Genomic DNA, 13,305 nt, shown 5'->3' with positions numbered 1-13,305 from the left:
TGCGGACTGCCACGGGCTGTGGCGCAGCTTGGTAGCGCACTTGACTGGGGGTCAAGGGGTTTACCCCGCTCTGATCGGCCCGAACAACTGAAAATCGATGCCACGGGATGTGGCGCAGCTTGGTAGCGCACCTGACTGGGGGTCAGGGGGTCGCAGGTTCAAATCCTGTCATCCCGACAGAAAAGCCCCGATGAGAAGCCATTTTCATCGGGGCTTCGTCATGTCTGACGACGGGTTTTTGTTGGTCCCCCTCTGGTCCCCTCGCCAAGGCATCGATGCCGCATCACAGACGTCGGAGGGCATATCTGGCTCTCTGGAAAACGCCGCCTGTGGATAAGGGGACCAAAAGGGGACCAGAGCCCCCGGTCGTGGCTTCCGGCTCCCCGTCACAGTGGCCTCGAGGCCTCACGCCGGCTCGGTCTGCTGGCCTTGGCGGATCGGGCGAGGAAGGCGTTGGCCTGCTCTGCGGCGGATGCGAGGTGGCGGTCGTCGGGGTGCAGGTATCCGCGTGTGGTCTCGACGGAGGCGTGGCCGAGGATGTCCTGGAGGACGTGCAGCGGGATGCCTGCGTCTGCCATCCAGGTGGCTCCGGTGTGCCGGAGGCCGTGCCGGGTGAGGTCGGGCAGGCCGAGATCGCTGACGATCTGGTCCCAGTTCGTGGCGTCCCGCACGGTCGCGGTCGTGAGAGCGCCGCCCTTCGGGCCGATCAGCAGCCGGTCCTCGGGCTCCTTGCCTTCCGCGAGCCGCTCGAGGATCGGGCGGAGCGGGTCGAGGATCGGGACGCGGCGTTCTCTCCGGCCTTTCGTCTGTTTCGTGATGAGCCCGCCTTTGCCGGGGTAGGTCTGCCGTGCGATCATCACGATGTTCTTGTCGAACCGGACGTCACCGGCCTGAAGGCCCGAGACCTCGGATGAGCGCGCTGCGAGGAGGGCGGCGAGCATGACGAAGTCGGAGTAGGACTGGTGAATGTTCCCGCAGGCTTCAGCGAGCGTCGTCAGCGTTGCCATGTCGGGGATCGCATGCGCGCGCGGGGAAGCATCCTCCGCAGGCTGGAGACGGAAGGCATTGCGGTTCAGGCTGCGCTTGGCACGGTTCTTCGCGGGGTTGATCGGGATGAGCCCGTCGCGCACCGCTTCATCGAGGACCCGCACGAGCGGGGCGATGGAGTTCTTGATCGTTGACGCCCCGTGCCGTTTCTCCCAGGCATCGATGGTGCGGTCGATGATCCCGGCGGTGATCTGCGCGACCGGCAGGTGCCCGAGGGCAGGTAGCACCCGGAGCTTGAGACCGTACCCGTAGGTCTCCCCGGTGGAGGTGGGGTCGAGGCCGCGCGCCCATCGGTCGCCGATCGTGGTGACGAACTCGGTGAGCGTCATGGACACGTCCATGCCCTTGGCCGATGACTGCCGCAGCGAGTCGAAGAACTCGTGCGCCGCAGCCTCGTCATCGACGATCTCGGAGCGGATGATGCGGCGTTTGCTGATCGGGTCCGTCCAGCGGGCACGGGCGCGGATGCCGTAGGAGCGACGTTCCAGGTCGGTGGAGATCTTCACGCCGACCGGAGGCACCGGCTTTGGCTGCGCGTGCGGGAGCGGCTCACCCTTCCGGGGCATGGCTGTCCTCCAGCCCAGCCAGCCAGGCGTCGACCGCGTCGATGCGGTACCGGGCGATCCCGCCCAGCCGCAGGAACGGCGGCCCCTGACCAGCCGAACGCCACCTCGACAAAGTCGACTCGGACACCTTGAGATAGGCGGCGATCTCCCGACTGTCCATTAGAGGCGAGACCACGATCGTGCCGCCGGTATCGCTCATGCGACTTCTCCGGTGTTCGGGTCGAGTCCGGCATAGAAGTCGTCCTCGGCCTGGCGGCGCGCGGCGACATCGTCGAGGACGAACTGCACGAAGTCCTGATCCCGGTGAGCGATGATCGTGTCCTCGACCGGGCCTGCCGGGTCCTCGCCGGGCCAGGTGGTCTGCCGGGTCGGGCGGTCTCGGTCGAGACGGGTTCCGGAAGCGGCGACCCAGTCGCGGAGCCGCTGGCGGGCGTCGGCGAAGTCGCGATGCCAGCCCAGCGGCGCGGAGCCGTTCTGCTCCGGGTCGTAGGCGGACAGCCAATGCAGGTGCAGAGCGCTCAGCTCCCACAACAGCTCCGGGTGGCGGTGCCAGAACGGCGGAACTACCGAAGCAGGCAGCCCGTAGGTGCGGCGGAGCCAGTCGACCCAGCGGTTCAGCTCCAGCCACTCGGCCTCCGCTTCCTCGCTGGTCAGGAGGTTCCAGTTGATCGGGTGCGGAGGCTCCGGGATCAGCGGCCCGTCGAACTCCGCGGCCTCCCCGTCCAGGTCCGGTTCGTCGGTCTCGGGGGCGGTGTCGTTCTGGTTCATCACGGTCACCGCCGTTCAGAGCCCGAGCGCCGGTGCGGCGCCGCGTGATTCGCGGCGGGCGCCGACATCGACGGTCTGCCCCGCGGTCTCCTGCGTGACGGCGGGCTGGCGGCGGGTGCGGTCGACCTCGTAGCTCGTGCGGGCGAGGTCGTGGCCGAGCTTCTTCGCGACGAACTCCTCGGACTTGACCACCTCGCCTTCCGGCGTGGCGCGGTCGTACTCGCGGGTGTAGCCCTCGGCGACGAACTTGTCTCCCTTGGCGAGCCGGTCGTGGGCGCGCTCGGCGGTCTTCTTGAACGCCACGAGGTCGTGGAAGGTCGTCTCGGTCTGCGTGAACGACCCGTCCGGCTCCTTGCGATAGTGCTCCTGCCCGATCTTGGCGTAGAACCGGGCATCGCCCCGCTCCGTGTAGGTGAGCTGCGGGTCGGAGGCGATGAACCCCGAGACGGATTCCTGCGTGTGGAGAGCCATTGGACTGCCCCTCTTTCTGACATCGGCGGCGACCCCACGGTGGGGCCGCTCTGTCAGGCAGGTGCGCCCGGCGGCTCCTCCGAGCGGTGCTGCAGCGTCGCCTCGATGTCGGCCCGGTCGTCGCGCAGCTGTTTCGCGTCGGGCCGGTCGGTCCAGGTCCGCAATCGGGTGACGATGGGTGGTGCGGAGCGCAGCAGCACCAGTGCAGTCCCGAACGGGAGGGTGCGGATCGTGTCGGGCGGCATGATCGGCACGCGGCGGATGGAGCGCTGTGCGGAGCGGGAGCCGTGGTCTCCGACCGTGGTGGAGTCGGTCACTTCGTCGCGCTCGCCGATGAGCGTGGTCAGGTCGTGCAGGTCCTTGGAGTTCGACGCTCCGCCGAGGACGATCTTGACGATAGAGGCGTCCCAGATCGCGCCGGCCGCGTTCTCCGACCACTTCTCCCGCGCCTGCGCGAGGCTTTGGAGTACGGGCATGGTCGTGATCCCGGTTCCGCCGCCCTCTGCCATGAGCGTCGGCAGCGAGGGCAAGGGTGCGAGGTTGCCGACCTCATCGAGTGCGAGCAGCAGTGGCGGGTCGAGGCGGGCGCCGGGGCTCGTGGCGGCGAGGCGGCGGGCGGCTTCCACGACGTCTTCCACGAACGCCGCCACCAACGCAGCGGAGTTGTTGGCGCCGGCTCCGGTGGCGAGCAGATAGAGGGTTCCTCGGTCGCGGAGGAACGCTTCGGGGTCGAAGTCCTCGTCCTCGCGCGGCGAGACGGCGTCGAGCACGCGCGGGTCTGCCAGCGCGGCGAGGGCGAGGGAGACGCCTTGCCAGATGGAGTCGCGCGTGCGGGGGTCGGAGTCGATCATCGCCTGCAACGAGTCCGCCCACCCAGTCGCCGCTCGCGGGTTCGCGGTGAGGATCGCCACTGCGTCCGCGGCGGCGGAGGGGTCGAGGGTCCAACGGAACAGCTCCGAGGGCGGCCGGTGATCGAGGGCGGCGGCATGGAGGAGCGCCTGGAGCGCGGTCCTCGTCTTGCCCTCCCAGAACCCGCCTCCCTCGACCCCGCCGGCCGAGAGACCGGTGCCGGCGGCAAGGCCGGTCGCGCGGATCATCGCCGTCAAAGGGGTCCTCACACCCGCGGATGGGTGACCACCTGAGCCCGGCGGGTAGGCCTTCGGCGAGGTGCTGGGGGTCGAACACCGCGACAGGGCCGATCTTCTGCCGGGCGCGGAGCGTCGCGGTCAGGTTGTCCGGCCGCGTCGATGTGGTGACGACCGCGCCAGGGGCGTCCAAGATGGCGTTGATGACGATGTGGGCGCCCTTCCCGGAGCGGGGCGGGCCGATCAGCAGGATGCTGTCTTCGACGGACGCCCAGACGCTCGTGCCATGTGAGGCGCCGATCCGGTAGCCGACATCCTTCGGCTGCGGCTGGTGGAGCGAGGGCCGCAGGTGACCGGCCCGGCGCAGCAGCGCCGCCTCCGAGGCGGCCTTAGCGACCTCGTTGCGGGTGGCGATCCCGGCGATGCGGTACGGGTCGGTATTCACTTGACGGCCGTGCTCGCGGAAGAACCGCCACGTCCACCAGCCGGCCACTCCGGCGCCGAGGACCAGCAGACCGGCGGTGATCCAGTACGCCACGGCGCTCAGGCCCGGTGCGCCGAGCGCGGTCGCTGGGTCACCGGGGCCCAGCAGCACGCCCAGTCCGGCTTCGACTCCGCCAGTGGGCTGGTTGACGCCGGTGATCCAGGCGGCGACGGACCCGGCGCCGCGGAGGATGGCGGCGAGGACCGCCGTGCCGATGAGGATGCCGATGCCGAGGTTGCTCAGCTCGTCCCCGAGCGCTCCCGTGGGCCGGGGCGTGCTCATTCGGGGTGGCCGATCGTGAGGGTGCCGGAGACGCGGCCGAGCAGGATGACCTCGCGGGTCGGGGTCCCGGCGAGCTGGTGGGCTTCGACGAGGCCGCGCATGGTGCCGTCCGGGGCGGCATCGCCGTGGGCGATGACGACGGCGATCGCGACGTCCTCGCCGGGAACGAACCCTTCCCCGTGCAGCGCGACGAGTTCCGCCGCCGGTCGGCGGGCCGGTTCTTCCGATGCCGGCTCTGGATCGGGTTCGGTGCGGCGGCGCCTGCTCGGGGTGATGATGTCGGTGAACACGGTTCCGTCCGCTTCGCGCACCTCGACCCGCACCGGGGAGCGGCGCAGGTCGGTGAGCTGGTCGAGGACGCGGGCGAAGTCCTCCCGCCGCCACGGCGGCGCGAACGGCTCCGGCTCGAACGGCGCCCCGTCGACAGTGACGGTCATGCGGCCGTCCTCGGCGATGGTGATGGCGACGAGCGGGAGCACGACCGGCACGGGCTCGGCACTCCCGCTTCGGGATGCGGGTTCGCCCCAGGATCGCTTGTAGCGGGGCCGGAGCATCAGGAATCCTGCCGATCGTTCGGGATTCCTGAAGGCACGTCGAGATTCCCGAACTCGTGCGCATCTGTCCCAACCGCCGTGAGTTCGTTCGCGGTGTAAGTCGGTCGCAGTCTCATATCCATCAGGTACGCGGGCGAGTACGGCCAGTGCTCCGCGGCTGACGAACGTTCAGGATTAGTGCGAGGAGTTCACGATTCGTGAAGGAATCGCAGGAATGGTGAACGCTCGGCTCGGGCTGGACTATCCGACGTTGAGGGCGGCGAGTTGCTGCGGGGAGCCGGTCACCACGAGCCGCAGGTCCGAGTGCTGCTCCTCGATGCGCCAGTCGACGAAGGAGCAGCAGGAGCTTTCGGCCTCGACCAGCCCGCGAAGGCGGGCGATGGAGTCCTCGACCTTGGCGTAGTGGATGGTCAGCCGCGTGTCGGTGCGTTCCGTTTCGAGTGCGTAGTCCTCGTCGAATGCTCGCCACTTCTCGATCTGCGCCTTGCCGGCGGTGGGGGTCAGCGTGCAGGCGATGGGCAGGCCGTTGAGCGGGCCGATGTGGGTCACGGGGTGACCTCCTCGTGGTCGTCGTGGTCGAGGTCTTCGAGCACCTCGAAGGGGGATTCGATGTCGCCGCGCCAAGCCTCGATACCCTCACGGATCGCCAGGCCCGCCACCACGAGCGCGGCGATGGAGTCGGCCCACGCCCACCCGAACAGGCCGTTGAGGACGAGCCCGATGAGGACGGTGCCGGAGAGGTAGATGCACAGCAGAAGCTGCTTCGCATCGGCCTGCACGCTCTTGGAGCGCAGCTCCCGGCCGGTGCGAAACTCGAACCAGGCCAGGACGGGCATCACGATCAGGCTGGCGATCGCGATCCCGATACCGACCGGACTGTGATCCGGGTCGCGGACGCCGGTGAGGGCGAGGATCGCATCGACGGCGACGTACACGGCCAGGGCGAAGAACGCGCCCCCGATCACCCGGACGGTGGCCTTCTCCCACCGTTCGGGGTCTCTGCGAGTGAACTGCCAGGCGATCGCGGCGGCAGAGGCGACCTCGATCACCGAGTCCAGACCGAACCCGATCAGCGCCGCAGACGACGCAACCGCGCCGGCCGAGAGCGCAATGACAGCCTCGATGACGTTCCAGGTGATCGTGAAGAAGACGATGAACCGCACCCGCCGGTGCAGCTGGGCGCGGCGCTCGTCGGTCAGGGCCGGCGCGCTCATCATGCGGTGGCCTCGGTGTCGCAGCAGCCGGGCACGCTGCAGGCCGGGTCCAGGCACGGCGCGCTCTCGTCGACGGCGAGCGTCACATCCACCAGCGCGACGAGCGCCGCCGTCAGGTGTGGGTCGGCGATCTCGTACCGAGTCTGCCGACCCTCGGGCTCGGCAACCACGATCCCGCAACCACGCAGACACGACAGGTGGTTCGACACGTTTGTACGGGTCAGGTCCAGGTCGCGGGCGAGCTTCGCCGGATACCCCGGCTGCTCCAGCAGCGACAGCAGGATGCGCGAGCGGGTCGGGTCGGCCATCGCCCGGCCGAGCCGGTTCATCACGTCCACCCGAGAAGCAAGAGTCAGCACACACTGACTATACAGCGATCAGTGACCTATTGGAAGGCTGGAAGGATAAGACTCATGCGGACGGCGGTCGAGTGGATGGAGCGGTGGCAGGTGCCCCTCTACCTCGCCGCGTTCGTCCTCGGCGCGGGCATCGGGCTGCTGATCCCGGCGATTGCGCACCCGGCGGAGTTGGCGATCAACCCCGTGCTCGGGCTGTTGCTCTACGCGACCTTCCTCGGGGTGCCGTTCGCGAAGATCGGGCAGGCGTTCCGCGACTGGCGCTTCCTCGTCACCGTCTTGACGGTGAACTTCGTCGCCGTCCCGATCGTCGTCTACGTCCTTTCGCGGATCGTCGCCCACGATCAGGTGCTCCTGATCGGCGTGTTGTTCGTCCTCCTCACGCCATGCGTGGACTACGTCATCGTGTTCACCGGCATCGCCGGTGGAGCCAAGGATCGGCTGCTCGCGGCCGCACCACTGCTGATGCTCGCGCAGATGCTCCTGCTGCCGCTCTACCTCTGGCTGTTCGTCGGAGCCGAGTTCGTCGCCACGGTCGACTTCGCCCCGTTCATCGAGGCGTTCCTGCTGCTTATCGCGCTGCCTCTCGTTGCCGCGGGGTTCACCCAGCTTGCCGCCGCCGGCACCCGCTGGGGCGTAGCGATCCAGGGCACCGTGCTGGGGGCGATGGTGCCGCTCATGATGCTCAGCCTCGCTGTCGTGGTGGCCTCCCAGATCGCCGGCGTCGGACGACAGCTCGGCGCGCTCCTGCTCGCCATCCCCGTCTACATCCTGTTCGCCGCGGTCATGGTCCCGATCGGTGCCGCCGCCGGGAAGGTTGCCCGGATCGACGTCCCCGGTCGCCGCGCGATCGTGTTCAGCGGCGCGACCCGCAACTCCCTCGTCGTCCTCCCGCTCGTCCTCGCCCTACCCGCCGCGTTCGACCTTGCTCCGCTCGTCGTTGTCACACAGACCCTCGTCGAGCTCATCGTCATGGTCGTGTTCGTGCGGCTCATCCCGCGACTGCTCCCCGACGACATCGACACCGCGAACTCACGACCTCAGATACTCTGAAATGGCCCCTCGGCCCGTGGGTTCCCGCCTCAACTGCCTTCAGGATTCGTGATCTTACGTGGGTTCGCTGGTCATGCGGCCGGTGGTGTCGAACGCGGCGAGCTCGGCGGGATGGAGCTGATGCTGCACGACGAAGGAGCGGTCCTTGATCCGCCAGAGCCCCTGACCGGTCCCCAGGCCGGGGAGCAGCTTCTGCTCGGTGCCGGTGAGCCCGAGCGCGAGGGCGGTGGAGCCGAGCTGGTCCGGCTCCTGCCGGTACACGATCCGGGTCTCCGCATTCGCCAGCAGCGACGAGGCGAGGGCGCGCATCGCGGTCCCGGCATCGCCGACGTTGTCGAGGTCGGAGAGCTTGTGGAAGATGAGCATGTTCGCGATTCCGAAGTGCCGCGCCAGCCTCCACTGGGCGTCCATGCGGCGAAGCAGCGCCGGGTACTGCATGAGCCGCCACGCCTCGTCGTAGACCACCCATCGCTGCCCGCCCGCCGGGTCGGACAGAGCGGACTCCATCCATGCGGACGAGCAGGTCATCAGCACCGAGATCAGCGTGCTGTTCTCCGCGACCCGCGATAGGTCGAGCGACACCATCGGCAGCGACGGGTCGAACCTGACCGTGGAGGGGCCGTCGAACAGGCCTTGGAGGTCTCCGGCGACAAGCCGACGGAGCGCGTGGCCGACGAGACGACCGTCTTCCGCGAGCCGACCGTCCTCATCGTCCCCCGTGTTGGGGGTGAGGATGCGGTCGACGACCATCGGCAGGATCGGCACCTCGGCGCTGCGGACGGCGTCTCGGAGGGCGAGGTCGATGGCGGTGTGCTCCAACGGCGACAGCGCCCGGTCCAGCACGGTCTCTGCGAGGGCGCCGATGAGGTCGCGGCGGCGGGAGGCGACCTGCATCGCCCACTCCGTATCCGACACGGCAGATGGCCGGTGGCCCTCATCGAGCGGGTTCAGACGATTGCGAAGGCCGTGGCCGAGGATGATCGCCCGTCCGCCGACCGCCTCCGCGACAGCCGTGTGTTCGCCCTTAGGGTCGCCGGGGACGTAGACCCTGCGTCCGAACGGCAGGCTGCGCGTGTACAGCGACTTCGCCAGGGAAGACTTGCCGGAGCCGACGATCCCGGCGAGCACGACGTTCGGCGCCGTGATGAGGCCGCGCTGATAGAGCACCCAGGGGTCGTAGACGAACGATCCGCCGCTGTAGAGGTCCTGGCCGACGAAGACGCCCTGGCTGCCGAGGCCGACCTCGGCCAGGAAGGGGTACTGGCCGGCGAGCGTCGCGGAGGTGTCTTGGTGCTTGGGGAGCCGGAACCGGCCCGGCGTCCGCAACGCCGCGGGCCCCGCCTCGCCGGAGGCGGGCAGGTAGCTCGTGTTGCGGCGTTCAGCCTGCTCCGCCTCCCACTTCGCCCGAGCTTGTGCCTTGCGATGCTGGCGGGCATCGGTCTCGACCTTCGCCGCCGCCTGCCGGCGGGCCTTGCGTGCCCGGCGCCGCTCGCCTTCGGGACCGACGAGCACGGCGGTGTGCAGGCGGCTGTCGTCCTGCCCGGTCACAGCGCCAGCCCCCGTCCGTGTGCGGAGGCGGCGCCGGGGCGGCGGGTGAACCAGTCGGCCCCGTCTCGCCCCCGGCTGACCGCGGGGCCGACTGCACGCGTGGACTTGTGCGCGGCGCGTTCCGCTTCCCGCCTCGACTCCGATGCGGGTGCGGAGGCCGGGGTGTCGATGCCGAGGAGCGCCGGGTCGGGCACGGTGTCGTGCTTGCGCAGCAGCGAGACGTGCCCGAGGAAGGGGTTGTAGGTGAGCGTGTAGACGTCGTGGGTGGCCACCTTGTCGAGCACACCTGCCGGGGGCTCGTCGTAGACGTATCCGTTCTCGAGCGCGGCCTGGGTGGTCTCCGCTCCGTAGTCGTGCCCGGCCAGGTGCTCGATCGCTGCATCCGTCCCGTCGCGGTCGATCAGCTCCAGCACCTCATCGGCCTCGGCGCCTTCCAGGAACACGACGCTGACCCACCGCCTCGCCGGGCCGTCCTCGACGGCAGGTGCGGGGTGCCAGGCGATGCGACCGGAGTGCTGGGAGGCGGCGTCCAGCCGCCACTCCACGGTGTCCAGCAGGGTGCCGGCCTGGTGCAGCTCATCGGCAGCTGCGAGGGCCGAGGTTGCGCCGGCGGCCTGGTTCCCGGCGTCGTCGTGCGCCCTGGCGCGGGCGCTGATGTGGGCGGCTGCGAGCTGGTCGAGCACTTGCCGCAGCGACCTGACGCCGGCGAGCAGATCTCCGATCACCGGGTGGGTGTCGGCGGGGCTCTCGAACGTGCGGGTCGCGTGGGCCAGGCCCCGCAGCGCGGCGGACGCCTCAGCGGCGTCCGCGAGCGGGTCATCGAAGGTCGGCATGATCGGGGCTCCTCACAGGAAGGCGTGACGGTTGGTGAGCAGGTGCGCCGGGTCAGACCGGCCGGCACAACGGCAGCGCGGCAGCGGTGAATGCCTGCGCCTGCTGACCGACGAGCCGCCTGGTCTCGCAGGACGCTTGGATCGCCGCCTGCTCGACCGCGGCCACCGCCGCGTCGAGCTCGTCCACGGTCGGCGCAGAGACGGAGACGAGGCCGGAGACGCGCAGGACGCCGTGCCCGGCAGTCAGGTCCGCCTCCTGCTGGAGCACGTCGTCCAGCTCGGCGCTGCTGGCCGCGTCGTCGATCTGCCCGATCTTGCGCCGCTGGGCGGCATCGGAGATGAGCTCGGTCTTCTTCTTCCGCAGGTCCCGCGCGGCCTGGTCGGCGCGCACCGGGGTGTAGTGCAGGGCGAGGGTGCGCAGGATGCCGTTGGACAGCACGAGCGGCGCGAGGAAGCCGGGATACACCTGCGAGCGAGGCCACTCGGTGATCCACAGCACCGCATGGTGCGCGGAGTCCGACCGCAGCCGGTCCCAGGTCTCGGTAACCGCGACCGGACCTGCGGTCGCCAGGTCACGGCCCAGGTCCCCGTGGCGCTCCAGCGCCGGGGCGGCGGCGGGGTCGTAAGCCGAGCGCAGGACGACGGCGACCTCGCCCGGCGTCAGCCACCCGGTGCTACTGAGCTCCGCGGCGCGCAACGCCGTCGTCAGCGTGCTCATCTCCTGCCGCAGCACCGCAGCCGCGCCGCGTATCCCGCCACCGCTCGTTCTGATCTGCCGGGCGGCGGCCTTCATGTCGAGCGCGAGCGAGATGGTCGTCGCGTGGCGCTCTCCGGCGGGGCCGGCACGCTCGATGAGCTCGGCGTACGTGGTCGCGGCCCAGGAGCCGTCGTCGGTGCCGTGCGTGCGCCACCACTCCGCCAGCCCCGTCCCGGAATCCGGCAGAGTGCGCTCGGACACCTGGATGCGGGCGATCCGCCCGGACCTGCAGGCGGCGGCCAGTACGCGGCCCCAGCCGGAGACGCGACGCTGCTGCTCACCCGGATCAAGGAGCACGAACGCGGGGTGGGAGACGCCGAGGATCGCGGTGAGGGTCTGCGCGTGCGGGTCGTGGACCATCGCCGCGCCGGTCTCGGGGTCTTCCCACTCCCGCAGCGGTGCCGCATCCCCGGGCAGGGCGAGGGTCCCGGCGGGGCGGGGCTTGATGACGCGGCGCCGGTAGATGAGCTGCCCGAGATAGGTCCGGGCGGCCCAGCGGGCGAGGATCGGCACCCACTCGATCACCTTCCGGCCCCCGGCAGGGATCACCGCGAGCAGGGCGCAGGTCCCCCAGACGGGTGCGGTCCAGGCCAAGCCCATCCCGTCGGCGGTGTAGAGGGAGAAGACGACCGTGAGCACCGCGATACCGAGGACGATGAGCTGCGGCAGGGACAGACCGAGCATGATGCCGCGCCTGGCGAGCCGCGAGAACTGCACCGGCGCCAGCGGGTAGTCGCTAGGCGAGTTCGTGACCATCGGTTACTCCTTCCCGGCCGGTGCGGACGACGGCGGAGGCGGCGGGTCCTGCCGGCGCTGGCGCGCGGGCGAAGACTCTCCAGGCCCGGGAGAGGGCGGCGTGGCCGGAGGCGGTGTCGACGGTGCGGGACGCGGCGGGGCGCCCTGCGACGGCGGCGGGGATGCCTGCTCGGCCGCCGCGCCGGCCTGACTGTCCGCCGCGCCGCCCGCCGCTCTGCCTGCCTTCGGACCGGCGGTCGCTGCGGCCTTGACCACGGCGGCTCCGACGACCACCGCGGCACCGACCGGCCCCGCGGCCGCACCGGCACCAGCCGCGCCAGCGCCGGCAGCTCCGGCGCCCGCTCCAGCTCCAGCTCCAGCTCCAGCCCCTGCTCCTGCTCCGGCTGATGCGGCGGCGCCGGTGCCCGCCGTGCCGGCTCCCGCGCTGGCCGGGGCCGCAGCCGACGCACCGGGAGGAGGTGGGGGCGGTGTCGAGCCTCCGCCCGCGCCGCCTCCACCACTCGGCGGCTTGCTGCCCGGGTCGGTGCCGCCGTCGAGGACCTTCTTGGCCGTGTCGGCCTGCGGGGCGGACGGCACCGGCACGGGCCGGTTCAGCGCGGACTTCGCCTCCTGCTCGGACGACATCGCGTGGTACATGTCGAAGCCCACGAACGACAGGAACTTGTAGGTGATGTACGGGGCGAACGCGGCGATGAACATCAGCACGACGCCCGCGATCGGGTCGGAGATGGAGGCCAGGTCGGCCTCGATCGGGGCCGAGACCTGCCCGATCGCGACGAGGAAGATCACGACGAGGACGAGCTTGGAGAAGATCAGGGCGATCACGAACGCCGCCCACTTGGCGAACCAGCCCTTCGTCGCATCCCACGTCGCCCCGGCCAGGGCGACCGGGCCGAACACGACCGCCACCAGCAGCAGCGCCTTGCGGATCAGCAGGGAGAACCACACAATCGCCGCCGCCGATATGGCTAGGCCGGCGAAGAAGATCGTGAGGATCGCCCCGACGCCAGGGCCGCCGATGTTGATGGCGCCGAGGGCGACGGCGAGGAGCCCGATCTGGGTCCCCATCCCTTCCATCGTGTTCCCGGTGGCCTGCACGATCCCGACCGCGAGCTGATCGGTCACCTCCAACAGCAGCGCCGTCAGCGTGATGACGAGAAACGAGCCGAGGACGGACTTGGCGAGGCCGAGCGCGGCACGGGACAAGGCGGTCGGGTCGCGGTGGACCAGGCCGGTGATGAGCTGGAGGCAGAAGAAGATCAGCATCACGAACACGGCGACGCCGAAGAGGACGTTGTAGACGCCGACGTACTCGGCGCTCGTGACGTCGACGAGGGTCGTGGTGTCGAACACCCACCACACGGCCTCGAACAGCCACGCCGCCGCCCCCGCCATCGCCTGAGCCAGCCAGTCGAACGGGGCCGCGATCAGGGAGGCGGTGCCCTCGCCCACGGCGTCACAGACGGAGGAGATGACCGGGACGTCGCAGACGCTCACCGCGCCCACCCCCGCCGTCGGAAGTCATGTCGGG

At 70.2% G+C, this 13,305-nt stretch carries 13 protein-coding genes, 1 tRNA gene and 1 pseudogene; 2 read left to right on the top strand and 13 right to left on the bottom strand.

Features of this window, described 5'->3' with window-relative positions; all coding sequences use genetic code 11:
- Positions 1 to 103 precede the first annotated feature (103 nt).
- Positions 104 to 177: transfer RNA gene (locus tag ACWIDW_RS13995), tRNA-Pro, on the top strand.
- 209 nt (positions 178 to 386) lie between these two features.
- On the opposite strand, the gene ACWIDW_RS13990 is transcribed toward ACWIDW_RS13995, so the two are convergent.
- The 9 genes and pseudogenes from ACWIDW_RS13990 to cmtR all read right to left on the bottom strand — a co-directional run bounded on the left by ACWIDW_RS13990 (position 387) and on the right by cmtR (position 6,830).
- Positions 387 to 1,613, bottom strand: coding sequence for a tyrosine-type recombinase/integrase (locus ACWIDW_RS13990; protein ID WP_020628097.1), 1,227 nt, complete (start codon positions 1,611 to 1,613; stop codon positions 387 to 389).
- Positions 1,597 to 1,812: a helix-turn-helix transcriptional regulator gene (locus ACWIDW_RS13985; protein WP_020628096.1), complete on the bottom strand. Its 216-nt coding sequence runs from the start codon at positions 1,810 to 1,812 to the stop codon at positions 1,597 to 1,599. The genes ACWIDW_RS13990 and ACWIDW_RS13985 overlap by 17 nt, the downstream gene beginning before the upstream one ends.
- Positions 1,809 to 2,381: a hypothetical protein gene (locus tag ACWIDW_RS13980; protein ID WP_070708793.1), complete on the bottom strand. Its 573-nt coding sequence runs from the start codon at positions 2,379 to 2,381 to the stop codon at positions 1,809 to 1,811. The genes ACWIDW_RS13985 and ACWIDW_RS13980 overlap by 4 nt, the downstream gene beginning before the upstream one ends.
- 15 nt (positions 2,382 to 2,396) lie before the next feature.
- On the bottom strand, positions 2,397 to 2,852 hold the full coding sequence (locus tag ACWIDW_RS13975) for a single-stranded DNA-binding protein (RefSeq protein ID WP_020624341.1): 456 nt from the start codon (positions 2,850 to 2,852) through the stop codon (positions 2,397 to 2,399).
- A gap of 53 nt (positions 2,853 to 2,905) precedes the next feature.
- Positions 2,906 to 4,703: pseudogene (locus tag ACWIDW_RS13970) on the bottom strand (type IV secretory system conjugative DNA transfer family protein).
- Positions 4,700 to 5,257: a hypothetical protein gene (locus ACWIDW_RS13965; protein WP_051050192.1), complete on the bottom strand. Its 558-nt coding sequence runs from the start codon at positions 5,255 to 5,257 to the stop codon at positions 4,700 to 4,702. The pseudogene ACWIDW_RS13970 and the gene ACWIDW_RS13965 overlap by 4 nt, the downstream one beginning before the upstream one ends.
- A gap of 240 nt (positions 5,258 to 5,497) precedes the next feature.
- Complete coding sequence (locus tag ACWIDW_RS13960) at positions 5,498 to 5,806, bottom strand: hypothetical protein (protein ID WP_020624338.1); 309 nt, start codon at positions 5,804 to 5,806, stop codon at positions 5,498 to 5,500.
- On the bottom strand, positions 5,803 to 6,474 hold the full coding sequence (locus ACWIDW_RS13955) for a cation diffusion facilitator family transporter (protein WP_371204940.1): 672 nt from the start codon (positions 6,472 to 6,474) through the stop codon (positions 5,803 to 5,805). The genes ACWIDW_RS13960 and ACWIDW_RS13955 overlap by 4 nt, the downstream gene beginning before the upstream one ends.
- Positions 6,471 to 6,830, bottom strand: a complete 360-nt coding sequence (gene cmtR / locus ACWIDW_RS13950; protein WP_043278786.1) for a Cd(II)/Pb(II)-sensing metalloregulatory transcriptional regulator CmtR — start codon at positions 6,828 to 6,830, stop codon at positions 6,471 to 6,473. The genes ACWIDW_RS13955 and cmtR overlap by 4 nt, the downstream gene beginning before the upstream one ends.
- A 54-nt stretch (positions 6,831 to 6,884) precedes the next feature.
- Here cmtR and ACWIDW_RS13945 point away from each other — a divergent pair, with 54 nt between their 5' ends.
- Positions 6,885 to 7,880: an arsenic resistance protein gene (locus tag ACWIDW_RS13945; protein ID WP_101966154.1), complete on the top strand. Its 996-nt coding sequence runs from the start codon at positions 6,885 to 6,887 to the stop codon at positions 7,878 to 7,880.
- Between the two features lie 54 nt (positions 7,881 to 7,934).
- On the opposite strand, the gene ACWIDW_RS13940 is transcribed toward ACWIDW_RS13945, so the two are convergent.
- Genes ACWIDW_RS13940 through ACWIDW_RS13925 form a run of 4 tightly spaced genes read right to left on the bottom strand, consistent with a single transcriptional unit; the run spans position 7,935 to position 13,271 of the window.
- Positions 7,935 to 9,428, bottom strand: a complete 1,494-nt coding sequence (locus ACWIDW_RS13940; RefSeq protein WP_454125894.1) for an ATP-binding protein — start codon at positions 9,426 to 9,428, stop codon at positions 7,935 to 7,937.
- Entirely contained in the window at positions 9,425 to 10,261 is an 837-nt protein-coding gene (locus ACWIDW_RS13935) for a hypothetical protein (protein ID WP_070708980.1), read from the bottom strand. The genes ACWIDW_RS13940 and ACWIDW_RS13935 overlap by 4 nt, the downstream gene beginning before the upstream one ends.
- Before the next feature lie 52 nt (positions 10,262 to 10,313).
- A complete protein-coding gene (locus ACWIDW_RS13930; protein WP_020627606.1) occupies positions 10,314 to 11,774 on the bottom strand; it encodes an SCO6880 family protein in 1,461 nt (486 codons plus the stop codon).
- Positions 11,775 to 11,777: 3 nt separating this feature from the next.
- Entirely contained in the window at positions 11,778 to 13,271 is a 1,494-nt protein-coding gene (locus tag ACWIDW_RS13925) for a conjugal transfer protein TrbL (RefSeq protein ID WP_043281858.1), read from the bottom strand.
- Positions 13,272 to 13,305: the final 34 nt, after the last annotated feature.

The organism is Microbacterium sp. NPDC055312, from assembly GCF_053645675.1.
Note: the sequence above shows the minus strand (reverse complement) of the source record. Positions and strands in the feature narration are given on the sequence as shown.

Excerpts from the sequence above, each read along its gene's own strand:
- ACWIDW_RS13930 (WP_020627606.1), bottom strand. The coding sequence starts at position 11,774 with ATGGTCACGAACTCGCCTAGCGACTACCCGCTGGCGCCGGTGCAGTTC.
- ACWIDW_RS13980 (WP_070708793.1), bottom strand. The coding sequence starts at position 2,381 with ATGAACCAGAACGACACCGCCCCCGAGACCGACGAACCGGACCTGGAC.
- ACWIDW_RS13990 (WP_020628097.1), bottom strand. The coding sequence starts at position 1,613 with ATGCCCCGGAAGGGTGAGCCGCTCCCGCACGCGCAGCCAAAGCCGGTG.
- ACWIDW_RS13975 (WP_020624341.1), bottom strand. The coding sequence starts at position 2,852 with ATGGCTCTCCACACGCAGGAATCCGTCTCGGGGTTCATCGCCTCCGAC.
- ACWIDW_RS13945 (WP_101966154.1), top strand. The coding sequence starts at position 6,885 with ATGCGGACGGCGGTCGAGTGGATGGAGCGGTGGCAGGTGCCCCTCTAC.
- ACWIDW_RS13985 (WP_020628096.1), bottom strand. The coding sequence starts at position 1,812 with ATGAGCGATACCGGCGGCACGATCGTGGTCTCGCCTCTAATGGACAGT.
- ACWIDW_RS13965 (WP_051050192.1), bottom strand. The coding sequence starts at position 5,257 with ATGCTCCGGCCCCGCTACAAGCGATCCTGGGGCGAACCCGCATCCCGA.
- ACWIDW_RS13955 (WP_371204940.1), bottom strand. The coding sequence starts at position 6,474 with ATGATGAGCGCGCCGGCCCTGACCGACGAGCGCCGCGCCCAGCTGCAC.
- ACWIDW_RS13935 (WP_070708980.1), bottom strand. The coding sequence starts at position 10,261 with ATGCCGACCTTCGATGACCCGCTCGCGGACGCCGCTGAGGCGTCCGCC.